The 17,788-nt window shown below is 61.8% G+C and carries 17 protein-coding genes; 6 read left to right on the top strand and 11 right to left on the bottom strand.

Going from position 1 to position 17,788, the window contains the following annotated elements:
• Positions 1-4: 4 nt before the first annotated feature.
• The 4 genes from arcC to arcD (AB4O05_RS26450) form a co-directional block, all read right to left on the bottom strand.
• Positions 5-934 carry a carbamate kinase gene (arcC, locus tag AB4O05_RS26465; RefSeq protein WP_460134433.1) on the bottom strand — a complete coding sequence of 310 codons (930 nt, stop codon included), beginning with the start codon at positions 932-934 and terminating at the stop codon, positions 5-7.
• A gap of 162 nt (positions 935-1,096) precedes the next feature.
• Complete coding sequence (locus AB4O05_RS26460) at positions 1,097-2,107, bottom strand: ornithine carbamoyltransferase (protein WP_460134435.1); 1,011 nt, start codon at positions 2,105-2,107, stop codon at positions 1,097-1,099.
• 69 nt (positions 2,108-2,176) lie between these two features.
• The gene (gene arcA, locus AB4O05_RS26455) at positions 2,177-3,433 is read right to left on the bottom strand and encodes an arginine deiminase (RefSeq protein WP_460134437.1); all 1,257 of its coding nucleotides are present in this window, start codon (positions 3,431-3,433) and stop codon (positions 2,177-2,179) included.
• Positions 3,434-3,457: 24 nt separating this feature from the next.
• On the bottom strand, positions 3,458-4,885 hold the full coding sequence (gene arcD / locus AB4O05_RS26450; protein ID WP_460134438.1) for an arginine-ornithine antiporter: 1,428 nt from the start codon (positions 4,883-4,885) through the stop codon (positions 3,458-3,460).
• A 448-nt stretch (positions 4,886-5,333) separates the two neighbouring features.
• On the opposite strand from arcD (AB4O05_RS26450), the gene arcD (AB4O05_RS26445) reads away from it, so the two are divergent.
• Positions 5,334-6,761: an arginine-ornithine antiporter gene (gene arcD / locus AB4O05_RS26445; RefSeq protein WP_460134440.1), complete on the top strand. Its 1,428-nt coding sequence runs from the start codon at positions 5,334-5,336 to the stop codon at positions 6,759-6,761.
• Positions 6,762-6,983: 222 nt separating this feature from the next.
• Here arcD (AB4O05_RS26445) and AB4O05_RS26440 read toward each other — a convergent pair whose 3' ends face one another.
• The 7 genes from AB4O05_RS26440 to AB4O05_RS26410 all read right to left on the bottom strand — a co-directional run bounded on the left by AB4O05_RS26440 (position 6,984) and on the right by AB4O05_RS26410 (position 12,775).
• A complete protein-coding gene (locus AB4O05_RS26440) occupies positions 6,984-8,333 on the bottom strand; it encodes a CoA transferase (protein WP_460134442.1) in 1,350 nt (449 codons plus the stop codon).
• A gap of 40 nt (positions 8,334-8,373) precedes the next feature.
• Complete coding sequence (locus AB4O05_RS26435) at positions 8,374-9,717, bottom strand: sensor histidine kinase (RefSeq protein ID WP_460134443.1); 1,344 nt, start codon at positions 9,715-9,717, stop codon at positions 8,374-8,376.
• Between the two features lie 68 nt (positions 9,718-9,785).
• Positions 9,786-10,256 carry an LTXXQ domain protein gene (locus AB4O05_RS26430; protein WP_460134444.1) on the bottom strand — a complete coding sequence of 157 codons (471 nt, stop codon included), beginning with the start codon at positions 10,254-10,256 and terminating at the stop codon, positions 9,786-9,788.
• A gap of 422 nt (positions 10,257-10,678) precedes the next feature.
• Positions 10,679-11,356, bottom strand: a complete 678-nt coding sequence (locus AB4O05_RS26425) for a response regulator transcription factor (RefSeq protein WP_460134446.1) — start codon at positions 11,354-11,356, stop codon at positions 10,679-10,681.
• 7 nt (positions 11,357-11,363) lie between these two features.
• A complete protein-coding gene (locus tag AB4O05_RS26420; protein WP_460134447.1) occupies positions 11,364-11,771 on the bottom strand; it encodes a translation initiation factor 2 in 408 nt (135 codons plus the stop codon).
• Between the two features lie 106 nt (positions 11,772-11,877).
• Entirely contained in the window at positions 11,878-12,177 is a 300-nt protein-coding gene (locus AB4O05_RS26415) for a YciI family protein (protein ID WP_460134448.1), read from the bottom strand.
• A gap of 1 nt (position 12,178) precedes the next feature.
• Entirely contained in the window at positions 12,179-12,775 is a 597-nt protein-coding gene (locus tag AB4O05_RS26410) for a septation protein A (RefSeq protein WP_460164818.1), read from the bottom strand.
• A gap of 87 nt (positions 12,776-12,862) precedes the next feature.
• Here AB4O05_RS26410 and AB4O05_RS26405 point away from each other — a divergent pair, with 87 nt between their 5' ends.
• The 5 genes from AB4O05_RS26405 (at position 12,863) to rluB (ending at position 17,634) form a co-directional block, all read left to right on the top strand.
• A complete protein-coding gene (locus tag AB4O05_RS26405) occupies positions 12,863-13,726 on the top strand; it encodes a PHP domain-containing protein (RefSeq protein WP_460134450.1) in 864 nt (287 codons plus the stop codon).
• Between the two features lie 13 nt (positions 13,727-13,739).
• Positions 13,740-14,369 (top strand): L-threonylcarbamoyladenylate synthase, encoded by a 630-nt coding sequence (locus AB4O05_RS26400; RefSeq protein ID WP_015885581.1) that lies wholly within the window; start codon positions 13,740-13,742, stop codon positions 14,367-14,369.
• Positions 14,370-14,489: 120 nt separating this feature from the next.
• Positions 14,490-15,188: a segregation and condensation protein A gene (locus AB4O05_RS26395; RefSeq protein WP_173390412.1), complete on the top strand. Its 699-nt coding sequence runs from the start codon at positions 14,490-14,492 to the stop codon at positions 15,186-15,188.
• A 12-nt stretch (positions 15,189-15,200) separates the two neighbouring features.
• On the top strand, positions 15,201-16,115 hold the full coding sequence (scpB, locus tag AB4O05_RS26390) for an SMC-Scp complex subunit ScpB (protein ID WP_460134451.1): 915 nt from the start codon (positions 15,201-15,203) through the stop codon (positions 16,113-16,115).
• Between the two features lie 295 nt (positions 16,116-16,410).
• The gene (gene rluB, locus AB4O05_RS26385; RefSeq protein ID WP_460134453.1) at positions 16,411-17,634 is read left to right on the top strand and encodes a 23S rRNA pseudouridine(2605) synthase RluB; all 1,224 of its coding nucleotides are present in this window, start codon (positions 16,411-16,413) and stop codon (positions 17,632-17,634) included.
• The last annotated feature ends 154 nt before the right edge of the window (positions 17,635-17,788 follow it).

Genomic DNA, 17,788 nt, shown 5'->3' with positions numbered 1-17,788 from the left:
TACTTCACAGATAGGTGATGCCAGGTGTCGCCGTGCTGATGCGCGTGCCGGCGCTGCCCTGGACGATGGCTTCGATGTCCGAGAGTGAACCGATCACTGCGGTTTTGCCAGTCTGGCGGGCGAACTCGCAGGCCGCTTGCACCTTGGGGCCCATGGAGCCGGCGGCGAAACCGAGGGTTTCCATGGCGTCGGGGTGGGCCTGGCCGATGGCCTTCTGGGTCGGTTTGCCGAAGTCGATAAATGCCGCATTGACGTCGGTGGCGATCACCAGCAAATCGGCGTCCAGTTGCGCGGCCAGCAAGGACGAACACAGGTCTTTGTCGATCACTGCTTCAACGCCTGTGAGCTTGCCGTCTTCACCGTACATTGTCGGGATACCGCCACCACCGGCGCAGATCACGATGGCGTTTTTTTCCAGCAGCCACTTGATCGGGCGGATTTCAAAGATGCGTTTGGGCCGAGGGCTGGCGACCACGCGGCGGTATTTGTCACCATCGGGCGCGATGGCCCAGCCTTTTTCAGCGGCGAGCTTTTCGGCCTCGGCCTTGGTGTACACCGGACCAATCGGTTTGCTGGGGTTCTGGAAGGCAGGGTCCTTGGCGTCCACTTCAACCTGGGTGAGCAGAGTCGCAAATGGCACTTCGAAATCCAGCAGGTTGCCCAGTTCCTGTTCGATGATATAGCCGATCATGCCTTCGGTCTCGGCACCAAGCACGTCCAGCGGGTAGGGCGAAACGCTGGTATAGGCCGCCGCCTGCAACGACAGCAGGCCGACTTGCGGACCATTGCCGTGGGCGATCACCAGCTCGTTGCCCGCGTGGATCTTGGCGATCTGTTCGGTGGCGATGCGGATATTGGCGCGTTGGTTGTCCGCGGTCATGGGTTCACCACGGCGGAGCAAGGCGTTGCCGCCCAGAGCTACGACGATGCGCATGATGTAATCCTTCTAAAGTTCGCAATCCTTTGTAGGAGCGAGGGGGACGCCTAGTTCTTGCTCGCGAAAAACTCAAGGACACCGCGCTCATTCAGAATGGACGCGTTATCGTTGACCGCCTTCGCGAGCAAGCTCGCTCCTACAGTGGAATCGCAGCAGGGTTTAGATATCCGCCAGTGCCGACACCAGTATCGCCTTGATGGTATGCATGCGGTTTTCCGCCTGCTCGAACGCGATGTTGGCGGGAGACTCGAAGACGTCCTCGGTCACTTCCACACCATTGGCCAGGTTCGGATACCGCGCGGCGATGTCCTTGCCGACCTTGGTTTCGCTGTTGTGGAACGCCGGCAGGCAGTGCATGAATTTCACCCGAGGGTTGCCCGCGGCTTTCATCATCTTGGCGTTGACCTGGTACGGCAGCAGTTGTTCGATGCGCTCGTCCCACGCTTGCACCGGCTCACCCATCGACACCCAGATATCGGTGTGGATGAAATCCACGCCCTTCACCGCCTCGACCGGATCTTCAGTGATGGTGATGCGCGCGCCACTCTCTTCTGCAAAGGCCTGGCATTGCTTGATGAAGTCTTCGTGTGGCCACAGGGCTTTCGGCGCGCCGATGCGCACGTCCATGCCGAGCTTGGCGCCGATCATCAGCAACGAGTTGCCCATGTTGTAGCGGGCGTCGCCCAGGTAGGCGTAGCTGATGTCATGCAGCGGCTTGTCGCTGTGTTCGCGCATGGTCAGGGTGTCGGCGATCATCTGGGTGGGGTGGAACTCGGCGGTGAGGCCGTTGAACACCGGCACGCCGGCGAACTTGGCCAGTTCTTCGACGATCTCCTGCTCAAAGCCACGGTACTCAATGGCATCGAACATGCGACCGAGCACGCGGGCAGTGTCTTTCATGCTTTCTTTGTGGCCGATCTGCGACGACACCGGGTCGATGTAGGTGACATGGGCACCCTGGTCGTGGGCCGCCACTTCGAAGGCGCAACGGGTGCGGGTCGAGGTTTTCTCGAAGATCAACGCGATGTTCTTGCCTTGCAGGTGCGGACGCTCGGTGCCGGTGTATTTGGCGCGCTTGAGGTCGCGGGACAGGTCCAGCAGGTAGTGCAGCTCGCGGGGGGTGTGGTGCATCAGCGACAGCAGGCTGCGGTTGCGCATATTGAAAGCCATGGTGGATCTCCGTAGGTGTTGGTTATCCCCTTGGCCGGTGCCTTGTGGGCGGCGGCCAAGGCTTGAACATCAGTAGTCGATAGGGTCGCGAATGATCGGGCAGGTCATGCAGTGGCCACCGCCACGGCCGCGGCCGAGTTCACCGGCGCTGATGGTGATGACTTCTACACCGGCCTTGCGCAGCAGGGTGTTGGTGTAAGTGTTGCGGTCATAACCGATCACCACGCCAGGCTCCAGGGCCACCACGTTGTTGCCGTCGTCCCATTGCTCGCGTTCGGCGGCGAAGCTGTTGCCGCCGGTCTCGACCACGCGCAGGCTGTTGAGCTTGAGGGCGCTGGCGACCACGTCGAGGAAGCTGGCGTCTTCGCGGCGCACATCGATGCCGCCGGGCTTGCTCTCGTCCGGATACAGGCTGAAAGCGACGATCTGGCTGACCACTTCGGGGAAGATGGTGACCAGGTCGCGGTCGCAGAAGCTGAACACGGTATCCAGGTGCATGGCCGCGCGGGATTTGGGCAGGCCGGCGACGATGACGCGCTCGACGGCTTTGTGTTTGAACAGGTTCAGCGCCAGTTGGCCGATGGCCTGGCGCGACGAACGCTCGCCCATGCCGATCAACACCACGCCGTTGCCGAGCGGCATGACGTCACCGCCTTCGAGGGTGGCGTTGCCATGGTCCTGGTCCGGGTCGCCGTACCAGACCTGGAAGTCGGCGTTGGTGAACTCGGGGTGGAACTTGTAGATGGCGCTGGCCAGCAGGGTTTCCTGGCGTCGCGCCGGCCAGTACATCGGGTTCAGCGTCACGCCGCCAAAGATCCAGCAGGTGGTGTCACGAGTGAACTGGGTGTTGGGCAGCGGCGGCAGGATGAAGCTGGAGTGGCCAAGGAAATCGCGGAACATCTCGATGGTCTTGCCGCCGAAGCTGTTCGGCAGGTCATCGGCCGACACGCCACCGATCAGGAACTCGGCGATCTTGCGCGGCTCCAGGCTGCGCAGCCACGAGCCGACTTCGTTGATCAGGCCGAGGCCGACCTGATTGGCGGTGATCTTGCGCTGCAGAATCCAGTCCAGGGCTTCGGGCATGGCGACGATATCGGTCAGCAGGTTGTGCATTTCCAGCACATCGATGTCCCGCTCGCGCATCTTGGTGACGAAGTCGAAATGGTCGCGCTTGGCCTGGGCCACCCATAGCACGTCGTCGAACAGCAGTTCGTCGCAATTGTTGGGGGTCAGCCGCTGGTGGGCCAAACCTGGGGAGCACACCAAGACTTTGCGCAGTTTGCCGGCTTCGGAATGGACGCCGTACTTCACTTTTTCCGTGGTCATTACAGATCCTCCAGTGAACAACAGTTACATGGTCAGGAAGCCGGCGTAGAGGCCATAGGCAGCCACCAGGGCGCCAATGACCACGGCGGCGAAAATCAGCTTCTCGACGTGGGTGAAAATCGGTTTGCCCAGTTCATGCTTGGCCATGGCGAACAGGATCGCGCCAGGGGCATAGAGCAGGGCAGAGAGCAGCAGGTATTTGGTGCCGCCGGCGTAGAGCAGCCAGACCGCGTAGATCAGTGCGATTGCGCCGATGAGCAGGTCCTTTCTGCGCTCGGCTGGGTCGTTTTCGTAGGTCTCGCCACGTACCGCCAACAGCAGCGCATAAGCCGCCGACCACAGGTAAGGCACCAGGATCATCGAGGTGGCTAGGTAGATCAGCTTCAGGTAGGTGCTGGCGGAAAACAGCGTAATCACCAGGAACACCTGGACCATGGCGTTAGTCAGCCACAGGGCATTGGCCGGCACATGGTTGGCGTTTTCCTTACGCAGGAACGCCGGCATGGTGTGGTCCTTGGCGGCGGCGAACATGATCTCCGCACACAGCAGCACCCACGACAGCAGCGCACCGAGCAGGGAAATGACCAGGCCGACGCTGATCAGCACCGCGCCCCAGTGGCCCACCACGTGTTCCAGCACGGCCGCCATCGACGGGTTCTGCAGCTTGGCCAGTTCCGGCTGGGTCATGATGCCCAGGGACAGCACGTTCACCAGCATCAGGAACAACAGCACGGTGATAAAGCCGATCACCGTAGCCTTGCCCACATCGCTGCGTTGTTCGGCGCGCGCCGAGAAGATGCTCGCGCCTTCGATGCCGATGAACACCCAGACGGTGACCAGCATCATGTTGCGCACCTGGTTCATCACGCTGCCCAGGTCCGGGTTTTTCAGGCCCCAGATGTCAGCGGTGAAGATATCCAGCTTGAACGCGAACACGGCGATCAGCACGAACAGCACCAACGGCACCACCTTGGCGACGGTGGTCACCAGGTTGATGAACGCCGCTTCCTTGATCCCGCGCAGCACCAGGAAATGCACGGCCCACAGCAACACCGAGGCGCCAATCACGGCCGCTGGTGTGTTGCCTTCGCCAAAGATCGGAAAGAAGTAACCGAGGGTACTGAACAGCAGTACGAAGTAGCCGACGTTGCCCAGCCAGGCGCTGATCCAGTAACCCCAGGCCGACGAGAAGCCCATGTAGTCGCCGAAACCGGCCTTGGCGTAGGCGTACACCCCGCCGTCGAGGTCGGGCTTGCGGTTGGCCAGGGTCTGGAACACAAAGGCCAGGGTCAGCATGCCCACGGCGGTAATCACCCAACCGATCAATACGGCACCGACATCGGCGCTGGCCGCCATGTTTTGCGGCAGGGAGAAGATCCCGCCACCAATCATCGAGCCGACGACGAGCGCAACCAGTGCGCCTAATCGAAGTTTTCCGGGAGATTCAGACATCGCATAACTCCAATGCAGGAGAAGAGAGACAACAGAATAAAACCGTGCGCTAATCAAACAGCTGACTTAGATCACGTCATTGGCGTATTACATTGTGAATTAATGACTTGGAGTAAAAGTTCGTGTGTAATGCTTTTGCGCGAAAAGTTGCGTTGCAGAGCGATTCCTGTGTTTTTCTCAGCGCTTTAGTGCCGCGTGTGGGAGGGTTGAAGCTAGACCCTTTTGCTGAATGTGCAAATTTTTCAAGGCGGCGACGGCAAGTCTCTTTAAAACGAAAAATTACCAGCCTTATTTAAAGTATAAATAAGCCTTAACTCGGCTAGTTGTCATGCCGCTGGGTTATTAATAGTGCGCTTTTATCGCGGGCCCTAATAAACGCTACACTCGCTGAATGAATGAGTTGAGTGCACGGTTGTTAGCTAAAACATTTATTTGTTCAGGAGTCTGTATGTCACAACCGGCCCGAAAGCTTCGACTCAGTGCGCTGGTTGCCTTAGTGGTGGGGTCGATGGTCGGTGGGGGGATTTTCTCGTTACCGCAGAACATGGCCGCGCGTGCCGAGGTGGGCGCCGTGTTGATCGGCTGGGCAATCACCGCCGTCGGCATGCTGACCCTGGCCTTTGTGTTCCAGACCCTGGCCAACCGTAAACCGGAGCTGGATTCAGGTGTGTACGCCTACGCCAAGGCCGGCTTCGGCGACTACATGGGCTTTTCGTCGGCCTGGGGTTACTGGATCAGCGCGTGGATGGGCAACGTGGGCTACTTCGTGTTGCTGTTCAGCACCTTAGGCTATTTTTTTCCGGTGTTTGGCCAGGGCAATACACCGGTGGCCATCGGCTGCGCCTCGCTGCTGCTGTGGGCCGTGCATTGGTTGGTGATGCGTGGGATCAAGGAGGCGGCCTTCATCAACCAGATCACCACCATTGCGAAGCTGGTGCCGTTGCTGATGTTTGTGGTCATTGCCGGCGTGGCGTTCAAGGCCGACATCTTCACCCGTGACATCTGGGGGCTGGGCAACCCGCACATCGGCAGTGTGGTCAACCAGGTGCGCAACATGATGCTGGTCACGGTGTTTGTATTTATCGGCATCGAGGGCGCCAGCGTGTATTCGGCGCGGGCCGAGAAGCGCGCGGACGTGGGCCGCGCCACGCTGATCGGGTTTCTCGGGGTGCTGGCGCTGCTGGTGCTGGTGAATGTGCTGTCGCTTGGGGTCATGAGCCAGCCGCAGTTGGCCGGGCTGCAAAACCCTTCGCTGGCGGGCGTGCTGGAACATATCGTCGGGCCCTGGGGGGCGGTGCTGATCAGCGTCGGCCTGGCGGTGTCGCTGCTCGGCGCGTTGCTGTCCTGGGCGCTGCTCTGCGCAGAAATCCTCTACGCCACCGCCCATGACAAGACCATGCCGGCGTTCCTGAAAAAGGAAAATGCCAACCAGGTGCCGATCAACGCGCTGTGGCTGACCAATGTGATGATCCAGGGGTTCCTGGTGATCACACTGTTTTCCCACAGCACCTACACCACGCTGATTTACCTGGCCTCATCGATGATCCTGGTGCCGTACCTGTGGTCGGCGGCCTATGCAGTGTTGTTGAGCGGGCGCGGCGAAACCTATGAGGGCGCCCAAGGCCAGCGCATGAAGGACTTGCTGGTGGGCTTGATTGCCCTGGGTTACGCGGTATGGCTGCTTTACGCCGGGGGCTTGAAGTATTTGTCGCTGTCGGCGCTGCTGTACGCACCGGGTGTGATCCTGTTTGCCCTGGCCAAGCGCGAGCAGGGGCAGCCATTGTTTACCCACGTGGAAAAAGGCATTTTCAGCTGCGTGATCGCGGGTGCGGGGCTGGCGGCGTATGGGCTGTACAGTGGGTTTTTATCGCTTTGATTGGCGGCGCTGTACTGGCGTCATCGCGGCATAGGTATCTACACACCTTTGGCGTGGCTCTGAACCTGTGGCGAGGGGGCTTGCTCCCGTGACGGCTCGGGAGCCGACGACTATCTAACCTAACTGACACCCCGCGGCCCAAATGTGGGAGCGGGCTTGCTCGCGAAGACGTCGGCCCAGCAGACATTGATGTTGACTGACCCACCGCTCCCACAGGGCAGGTCACCACTGGGCGCGATGTGAACCCAGTTCCCCGGCCGGCAAATCCCACTGCAGCGGCGTGCCGCTGATGGTCAGTGGTGCCAGCAAGCGATGGGCCTGGCCCCAGGCGGTCTGCTCCACTACCAGACCTTGATCACTCGGTTCTTCGGCGCGTAACGCTGGCTGTTCCGGCACTTGGCCGGCATCTACCAGCAATTTTGCCGTGCGCGCCAGCGACAACCGCGCCAAACCGCCACGGCCGGTTTTCAGGCGTTCGCTCAAGGCGCGGAGCGCGCTGGCCGCCATCAGGTACCCGGTGGCATGATCCAGCGCCTGCACCGGCAGCGGCACCGGTTTGTCCGATTGTTTCCAGGCCATGCCTGCCTCGGCGATGCCGCTGCTCATCTGCACCAGGCTGTCGAAGCCTCGGCGGTTGCGCCATGGGCCACTCCAGCCGTAGGCGTTGAGGCTGATGTCGATCAGGCCAGGAGCGAGGGCTTGCAGTTGGTCCGGGGTATAGCCGAGTTGCTCCAGGGCATCGGCGCGGTAACCGTGGAGCAACATGTCGGCGTCCTTGAGCAGGCGCTCGAAAATCAGCCGGTCTTCGGGCGTTTTCAGGTTCAGGCGCGCGCAGCGTTTGCCCAGGGTCATTTCCGGCACCGCGCCGGGTTCATTCCAGGTCGGTGAGTCGATACGCAGCACGTCCGCCCCCAGGCCTGCCAGAAAACGACTGGCGACCGGGCCGGCCAGCACGCGGGTCAGGTCCAGGACCTTGATGCCCGCCAGCGGCCGGGCCATCGAGCCGAGCCAGGGTTTATCGCAGGTTGTCTCGAAGGTCTGGCGCTGGATCAAGTCCTCGGCATTCACCGCGAGGCCCTGTGGGTGGGACCGCCAGGCCTGCCATGTGCGCATCTGCGCCGCGCAACCGTCGGCATCCACAATGGCCTGTTCCAGTTCGGCGGCATGCCAGGTGGCGACTTTTTCGGCCATCTCGGTACGCTCTGTGACCTTGCCGAGCACCCGTTCGGCCGCAGCACGGTGATGGGGCGCGTTGGTGTGCAGGCGAATCCAGCCATCGGCGCAGGCATAGTCGCCGGCCACCGGGTCCCACACTGGCGGCACCTGCCAGCCCACCGGGCGAATTGAAGAAGAGCACCAGAAGGACGCCAGGCGTCGGTCCACGCTCACGCCGGGCAAGCGCCCGGTCTGTTGCTGGAGCAACTCGGCGACGGCCTGGCCGGCGGCGCCGATGCTGGCGCTGGCCAACGCGGTGACCGCGAAGGTCGAGGGCAGGGCGCCGGCCGAGGTGATGCTCAGTGGGGTGTACGGCAGGTCGAGTGCGGCTTGGATGGGGGTCAGCAGGTCAGTCATCAAAGGCCCTCCTTAAGAGAAGGGCCACTATAGAAGATCATCAGGCCGGTGTGGCGATTCCGGGCTCCAGCGGCAGGTCGATGCTGGCGACAAACCCGCCATCGGGATGATTGGCCAGGCTCAGGCTGCCGCCATGGCGTTCGGCCGCGCGCCGCGCAATCGCCAGGCCCAGGCCGTGGCCTTGGGCGGTCTGGCCAGGGGCGCGGTAGAACGGTTCGCCCAGTTGGTTCAGGTGTTCGGTTTCGACACCGGGGCCGTGGTCGCGCACGCTGATGAGGATGCGTTCACCGTGGCGCCGGGCCTGCAAGTCGATGGTTTGCCCCGGCGGGTTGAAGCGCTGGGCGTTGCGCAGCAGGTTATCCACGGCGCGTTCGATCATGGTCGGCCAGCCCTTCAGATGCAGGTCGCTGTCTGTGCTCAGTTGCACGATCTGCTCCGGCGCGCTGAGCTGAGCGTCCTTTTGCAGGGTCTTGAGCAAGGGAATGAGGTCGATGTCTTCGGCGCTGGCGTTGTCGGCATCGACGCGGGCCAGGACCAGGATCTCACTGATCAGCGCTTCGAGGCGATCGCATTCGCGGGTCAGGCGCGGCCAGAGCCTTTCTCGCTCTTCGGGGCTGGCGCGTTCGGCCAGGGCCAGGGCGATCCGCAGGCGGGCCAGGGGCGAGCGCAGTTCGTGGGAGACATCGCGCAGCAATTGGCGCTGGCTGCCGATCAGGCTTTGCAGGCGTGCGCCCATGCGGTTGAAGTCGGTGGCCAGCACGCCGAACTCATCGCGGCGGTTGGCCAGTTGCGCCAGGCTGTTCTGCTGGTAGGTGGCCTGGCCGAGGTCATGCACGGCGCCGCGCAGGCGACTTAAAGGGCGCGTGATGGACAGGGTGACGAACAGGCTGAACAAGGTCAGCACCACCAGGGCAATCGTCAATGCGCTCAACGGCCATGTCAGGCTGCTGCGGTGCCATTGGTCGAGTTCCGGGTGCGGGATGCGGTAGATCAACAGGTAGGTGTCGCCGGTCTTCTTGCTGGTGTATTCGGCGGTCAGGCGCCGCCAGGGCAGGTGGCCGTCCTTGTTATCGTTCTGCCGGGCTTCAAAGGCGGCAGCACGGCGCGGGAAGGTGCCGCGCACCACCGGCTCGCCGCTTTCGTTGAGTACTTGCACGTCGATGTGGTACTGGCGCTTGCGCTGTTGCAGCAAGTCCTGGGCGGCGTCCTCGCCCTGGGCTTCGTAGAGTTGGGTCCACTCCTGCGCCAGGTTATTGAGGCCGGGGTGGCGGCTGAGAATCCAGGCGTCTTGATTAAGCATGTGCCCAAGCAGGATCGATAACCCGGCAACCAAGGCGATGGCCAACCAGAAGCTGGCCAGGATGCGCCAGAACAATGAACGCACAGGAAACCCTCAAACAGGAAAAGCCCAGCGGCGGGGGCCACTGGGCTGGGCGCGTTAACGCGGGGGCATTATTGCGCTTTTTGCGGCTGTTGCGCTTTCCAGGCCTGGAATTCCTTCCACTCGGCACGGCGCTGTTCTTGCTTCTTGACGATCTCGTCAAATTTCTTCTGCTGGTCAGGCTTGAGCACGGCGCGGATATCCGCCTGGGTTTTCTGCCGGTTGGCAGCTATTTCCTCCTGCATGGCCTTCTGGTCGGCGGCCGGCAGTTTGTCCAGGTACTTTTTGACCAGCTCCTTGCGAGCGTGCCATTGGTCACCCATCAGTCTGCCGATGTGTTCGCGCTGTTCGCGGCTCAGGTCCAACTGGCTGAATGGGCCGCCTTTGCCACGCGGGCCATGTTCACCGCCAGGGCCAGGGCCGCCCATCATGTGACCTTCAGGGCCCCCCATCGGGCCAGGGCCTGGGCCTTCGGGCATTGCAGCCAGGGCAACGGTCGGCAGGGCCGCGGCGAACATCAAAGCGATAAGGGTCTTGCGCATGGTGATTCTCCTGTCTCTATTCCGGTGAGTCCGGATGTGAGTAGATTAAGGAGATCAAGGTCAGCCGCCGTCAGGGGAGGGTAAAGGTTTGGTAAGGGGGAGGGCGGCAGCTGCAAGTTTTTAGCTGCAAGCGGCAAGTAACAGCTTTTCACTTGCCGCTTGAAGCTTGCCACTTACAGCTGCCTCTTAAAGGCTGTAATAGTAACCTCGGTTAAGGGAGGGCGGCAGCTGCAAGTTTTTAGCTGCAAGCGGCAAGTAACAGCTTTTCACTTGCCGCTTGAAGCTTGCCACTTACAGCTGCCTCTTAAAGGCTGTAATAGTAACCTCGGTTAAGGGAGGGCGGCAGCTGCAAGTTTTTAGCTGCAAGCGGCAAGTAGCAGCTTTTCACTTGCCGCTTGAAGCTTGCCACTTAAAGCTGCCTCTTAGAGGCTGTAGTAATAGCCGCGGCTGCGCAACGCCACGATGCGTGGCCGGCCATCCGGGTGCGGGCCGATTTTTTTGCGCAGGTTGCTCACGTGCATGTCCAGGCTGCGATCGTAAAGGGTCAGCTTGCGGCCCAGGGCGATCTGCGCCAGTTCCTGTTTATCCAGGGGCTCGCCGGGCTGGCGCAGCAAGGCTTCGAGCAGGCGGCTTTCGGAGACGGTGAGGGCGAATTCCTGTTCATCGATGCTGACCACGCCGCGCACCGGGCTGAAGCACAGGTCGCCCAGTTCCAGTTGGGTAGACACCGCCGCCGGGTGGCTGCGGCGCAATACCGCGCGCAGGCGGGCGGTCAGTTCGCGTGGGTCGCATGGCTTGGCCAGGTAATCGTCGGCGCCCAGTTCCAGGCCAAGGATGCGGTCCAGCGGTTCGCCCCGCGCCGAGAGCATCAGCACCGGCAAATCCGGGTGGTCGTTGCGCAATTGCTTGAGTAGCTCAAGGCCGCTGCCGTCGGGCAGCATCACGTCGAGCACCACCGCCGCCGGGGCGCTGCCGGCCAAGGCTTTGCGCGCGCTCAAGCCGTCGTGGCAAGCGCGTACCTGGAAGCCTTCCTGGCTCAGCCAACTGGTCAGCAGCTCGCAGAGCTCCTGGTCATCATCTATCAGTAACAGCTCGCTCATGACTCACTCAATTTAGCCATTGTCGACGGCGACGGTGCCCACCGCTGGCGAAGACCCCGCACAGCAAGGCGATCAGTGCGACGGCGGCGCCAGTGACAAACCACTGTTGCTGCTCGGTCAGCCATTGGGTCAAGATTCCGCCCTGTGTCTCTTTGAGCTGCTGGGCCAGGCGCTGGTTTTCTTGGCGAAGGCGACTCAGTTGAGCGCTTTCGCGGCTGGCTTCCGCGCTTTGCAGTTGTTTGCTCAGCTCTTCACGCAGTCGCTCGCTTTCTTTCAAGCGTTGCTGCAATTCGGTGATCTGGCTGCCGGCACTCAAGGACAAGGGCGTGGAACCGCCGGTGTTCGAGGTTTCTTCAGCGTGGGCCGTGGCCCCGATCATTAACACTGCCAACAGACACAACTGACGTAAGCGCATCGGAACTCCTGATTCCACACGAATATTCAGAACGTTGTCGGCAGGTTACCCAGAATAATGAGCAATTAGGAGTGTGCCGAACGCAATAGGTTCGGCATGACCCCGGTCAAGGCAGGACTTGTTTGAACGGCTTGATTACGACGTCGGCATACACACCGGCTGCTACGTAAGGATCGGCCCCGGCCCAGGCCTGGGCGTCGGCCAGGGAGGCGAACTCGGCAACGATCAGGCTACCGGTGAAACCGGCGTCGCCCGGGTCGTTGCTGTCCACGGCCGGGTGCGGGCCGGCGAGGACAATGCGCCCTTCGGCCTGCAGCACTTTCAGGCGCTCGACGTGGGCCGGGCGCACACTCAGGCGTTTCTCCAACGAGTTGGCCACGTCGGTGGCAATGATGGCGTAGAGCATGTCAGTCCTCGGTTTTCGGCGTGGTGGGGTCGGTGTCATGCAGGTGGCGCGACAGGTAGATGCCCTGGCCGATCAGGAACAATACGGTCATGCCCAGGCTGCCGAACACCTTGAAGTCGACCCAGTAGTCCTGGAAGGTAAAGGCCACGAACAGGTTGGCGGCGCCGCAGAACAGGAAAAATATGATCCAGGCCACGTTCAAACGCACCCACACCGGCTCCGGCAGGGTCAGCGCGTGGCCCATGATCCGCTTGATCAACAGGCGGTCGCCAATGAAGTGGCTGCCGATGAACGCCAGGGCGAACAGCCAGTTCACCACCGGGGCCTTCCATTTAAGGAAGGTTTCACTGTGGAAGGCCAGGGTCAGGCTGCCGAAGACCAGGCACGCGACCAGGGTCAGCCATTGGCTTTTTTCCAGTTTGCGCTGGGAGATAAAGAGGGTGCCGTAGACCACCAGCGAGCTGATGATCAGCACGGCGGTGGCGCTGTAGATGCCTCCGACGGTGAGCTCATGGCCTGCGATATCGATGACCCTGGGGTCGAGTTTGTAAACGATGAAAAACAGCAACAGCGGGATGAAGTCGATGAATTGTTTCACAGTAAGAGCCAGAAGCTGGATGTGGCGGCATAATAACAAACATCCTTGGTAGCGAAAGCGCCACCTGACTTGAGGTTACACACTTCCGTGAATGTTGATTTGCACTGCCACAGCACGGCCTCCGACGGCGCCCTGGCGCCCGCGGTACTGGTTGCGCGGGCGTTTGAAAAAGGCGTGCGAGTCCTGTCATTGACCGATCACGACACCCTCGAAGGCCTCGATGAAGCCCGTACCACGGCCCATGCCCTGGGCATGCAGCTGGTCAATGGCGTGGAATTGTCCTGCACCTGGGGCGGCGCAACCATTCATGTGCTCGGCTACGGCTTCGATCAAACGGCCCCGCCGCTGGTGCGGGCCATCGCCGATTTGCACGATGGCCGCTGGCTGCGGTCCGAAGAAATAAGTCGCAAGCTCAGCCTCAAAGGCATGCCCAATGCCCTCGACGGCGCCCGCGCCATCCAGCAGGAACTGGGCGACAGCGGCAATGCACCGGCCCGGCCGCACTTTGCCGACTGGATGGTGCGTGAAGGCATGGTCAAGGATCGCGCCGAAGCCTTTCGCAAATGGCTGGGCGCCGGCAAGCTGGGCGATGTGAAGCAACACTGGCCGACCCTCGAAGACACCGTCGAGACCCTGCGGGCCGCCGGGGCCTGGGTCAGCCTGGCGCATCCCTGGCATTACGATTTCACTCGCAGCAAGCGTCGCAAGCTGATTGCCGACTATATTGGAGCGGGCGGCCACGCGATCGAAGTGGTCAACGGGCATCAACCCGCCGAACAGGTCGGCAGCCTGGCGATTCTTGCCCGCGAATTTGGTCTGCTGGTCAGTGCCGGCAGTGACTTTCATGGCCCAGGCGGCTGGTCCGAGATCGGCGAGTATCGTCCGGTCCCGGAAGACTTGCCGCTGTTGTGGGGGCGATTCAAGCATGACCCCATTATTGCCACCGTCTGAACAGGTAGAACACGTGAGTCAATTCTTCCAGATTCATCCGGAAAACCCCCAGGCGCGCCTGATTAAACAGGCTGTGGAGATCATTCGCGCCGGTGGCGTGGTGATCTACCCAACCGATTCGTCCTACGCCATCGGTTGCCAGATCGGCGACAAGGGCGCGGTCGAGCGTGTCAGGCGCCTGCGTCAGCTGGACGACAAGCACAACTTCGCCCTGATCTGCAGCGACTTGTCCCAACTGGGGCTGTTCGCCAAGGTCGATACGGGCACGTTCCGGCTGCTCAAGGCCCATACGCCGGGGCCGTACACCTTTATTCTCAATGCCACCCGCGAAGTGCCGCGCCTGCTGCTGCACCCGAAGAAGCGCACCATCGGCCTGCGCGTGCCGGAGCACCCGATTGCTCTGGCGCTGCTGGCCGAGCTGGGTGAGCCGCTGATGAGCGTGTCGTTGATCATGCCCGGCGATACCGAACCCCTGGAAGACCCGTACGAAATGCGCCAGTTGCTGGAAAAGCAGGTAGACCTGATCATCGACGGCGGCTTCGGCGGCGGCAAAGCCTCCACCGTGATCAACCTGGCCGATGGCGAGCCCGAGGTGATCCGTGTCGGCTGCGGAGACCCTGCGCCCTTTATGGTCGAGGCCTGAATGTCGTCTGTGGAAACCGTCGACCCCCAGGCCGGCGCCCAGCAGGAACTGCCGTTCGCCATGGTGTATGGCCAGGCCGTGCTGGAAATGCCCCTGGATTTGTACATTCCACCGGACGCCCTGGAAGTCTTCCTTGACGCCTTCGAAGGCCCGCTGGACTTGCTGCTCTACCTGATCCGCAAGCAGAACATCAATATCCTCGACATCCCGGTGGCGGAAATCACCCGCCAGTACATGGGCTATGTGGAGCTGATGCAGTCGGTGCGCCTGGAGTTGGCCGCCGAGTACCTGGTGATGGCCGCCATGCTCGCCGAGATCAAGTCGCGCATGCTGTTGCCGCGCTCGGAGACGGTCGAGGCCGAAGAAGACGATCCGCGCGCCGAACTGATCCGCCGCCTGCAGGAGTACGAACGCTTCAAGGCCGCCGCCGAAGGCATCGACGGCTTGAGCCGGGTCGGTCGTGACGTGGTGGTGCCCAAGCTCGACGCCCCCGAGGCCCGCGCGCGCAAGCTGCTGCCGGACGTGAGCCTGGAAGAGTTGCTGATGTCCATGGCCGAGGTGCTGCGCCGTGGCGACATGTTTGAACACCATCAGGTCAGCCGTGAGGCGTTGTCGACCCGCGAGCGCATGAGTGATGTGCTGGAACGCCTCAAAGGTGGCGGATTTGTGCCGTTTGTCGAGCTGTTTACCGCCGAAGAAGGGCGCCTGGGTGTGGTGGTGACCTTTATGGCGATCCTCGAACTGGTCAAGGAGTCCTTGGTCGAGCTGGTCCAGAATGAGCCTTTTGCGGCTATCCACGTGCGGGCGCGAGCCGAATAAAGAGCTGAATCGATGAATCTGACTGAACCCCGCGAACTGGCGCCCCTGCTGGAGGCGTTTCTCCTGGCCTCGGGTAAACCGCAATCCCTGGAACGCCTGTTCGAACTCTTTGAAGAAGCCGAACGCCCCGAACCGCCGGTGTTCAAGAAGGCGCTGGAGATCCTGCGCAAGTCCTGCGAGGGCCGCGCCTTTGAGCTGCGCGAAGTGGCATCGGGGTATCGCCTGCAGATCCGTGAGCAGTTTTCGCCATGGGTGGGCCGCTTGTGGGAAGAACGCCCGCAGCGCTATTCACGGGCGATGCTGGAAACCATGGCGCTGATCGCCTATCGCCAGCCCATTACCCGCGGCGAGATCGAGGACGTGCGCGGCGTGGCGGTCAACAGCCATATCGTCAAGACCCTGTTGGAGCGCGAATGGATCCGTATCGTCGGCTACCGCGATGTGCCCGGCAAACCGGCGATGTTCGCCACCACCAAGGTGTTCCTCGACCACTTCAACCTGAAGAACCTCGACGACCTGCCGCCTTTGGCCGAGCTGCGCGAAATGGAAGCCGAACCGGTGCTGGACTTCGATGATGTGCCGGTACCGGCGAGTCTGCAGGAATTGGCCGACGCCACCGCCGAGCCGGAAGAGCCGAAGGACGAAACCAGTTTCCATACTCTGTTGTTGGAACTGGACGATATGGAGCAGGGGATCAAGACCGACTTCGACGACTTGTTGCGCGATGGCGCAGTCGAGCCGCAAGCCCAAGTAAACGTGGAAGTCGAGCCTGAACCTGAGGAAGACATCCTCGGCGTGGCAGACGCCCGCGAAAAACTCCTGGCCGCCGTTGCCGCCCTCGAACAGCCGCCGCTGAGCGACGAAGAAGACGAAGCCCGCGCCCTGGCCGAAGCCATCGAGGCCGAGCGCCGCCAGTTCGAAGACTGACGCGATCCCTGTAGGAGCGAGCTTGCTCGCGAAAAACGCAAGCACACCGCAGGCAACCAGATGCCCCGCGTTGTTGCTGACGATCTTCGCGAGCAAGCTCGCTCCTACAGGATGTGTGGGGGGGCACACCGGTCGGCGGAAAAACCGATGACCTGGCGCTTATCGACTAGTCTCTGATGCGCAATGTGCGCCATCGGCGTATGATTCGCGACCCTTTGCCGACCTATGCGGCCAAAGCCCCGCTTTCAACACTCTTCAGGCCACGCCTGAATCGACCCACCGGGAGGTGCTTAAGATGAACGACAAAGACCAGAACGACAGCCAGGAAATCGGCCCAGCAGGTGAAAAACTGCAAAAGGTGCTGGCGCGTATCGGCGTGGGCTCGCGCCGCGACGTCGAAGCCTGGATCACCCAGAAGCGCATCAAGGTCAACGGCGTCGAGGCTACCCTCGGCCAGCGCGTCGACCTGCACGATGCGATCACCATCGATGGCAAGGTGATCAAGCGTGAAGAGGCCGCCGAATCGGTGCGCCGCGTGATCATGTACAACAAGCCCGATGGCGAGATCTGCACCCGTGACGACCCGGAAGGCCGTCCGACCGTGTTCGACAAGATGCCCAAGCCCAAAGAAGGCCGCTGGATCAACATCGGTCGTCTGGACATCAACACCACCGGCTTGCTGATGTTCACCACCGACGGTGAGCTGGCCAACCGCCTGATGCACCCGTCCTACGAGATGGACCGTGAATACGCCGTGCGCGTGCGCGGTGAAGTCGATGACGAGATGATCGAACGTCTCAAGGCCGGCGTGGTGCTCGAAGATGGCCCGGCCAAGTTCACTGATATCAAGCAGGCTCCCGGTGGCGAAGGTTTCAACCACTGGTACCACTGCGTGGTGATGGAAGGCCGTAACCGTGAAGTGCGCCGCCTGTGGGAATCCCAGGGCCTGGTGGTCAGCCGCCTGAAGCGCGTGCGTTTCGGCCCGGTGTTCCTGAACTCCGATTTGCCGATGGGTCGCTGGCGCGAAATGAGCCAGTACGAAGTCGACATTCTCAGCGCCGAAGTCGGTTTGACGCCGGTTGCCATGCCGCAGATGAACGCCAAGAGCAAAGACAAGCTTGAGCGCATGCAGCGTAAATCGTCGCGCCCTGTGGCACGTACCGAGCGCGTGGCGCGCACGTTGCGCCCGGCACTCAATGCGCCGGCCACCGGCGGGCGCATCTCCCGTGAACCGCAGATCGAAGGCGAGCGTCGTCCAACCGCGCCATCGCGTCAGGAAGGCGAGCGTGCACCACGTACCCCGCGTCCTGCGCGGGGTGAGGCGCCAAGCGGTGGCCGTAGTAACCGGGGTGACGCCGATCGCCCGGCTGACAGCGCCAACACCAAGCGCCCAGCCAAGCCGGCGCCGAAAAAGCGCCCAGGTTTGAAGCTGGTAGCCGACGAACCGTCGGGCAAGCGCCGTGGCGCACCGGCCGGTTCCGGCCAGCGCCCTGGTTTTGGTCGCAAGAAGCCGCAGTGATGCTGTAAGCGCTGCACAGAAACGCCAACCTGAGGGTTGGCGTTTTTTTTGGGGTGAAATACGGTCAAACATGTGGGAGCGGGCTTGCTCGCGAATGCGGTGTATCAGTCGCCAGATTCATTGACTGACACCGCGCATTCGCGAGCAAGCCCGC

The organism is Pseudomonas sp. S1_G07 (assembly GCF_054668565.1).
Note: the sequence above shows the minus strand (reverse complement) of the source record. Positions and strands in the feature narration are given on the sequence as shown.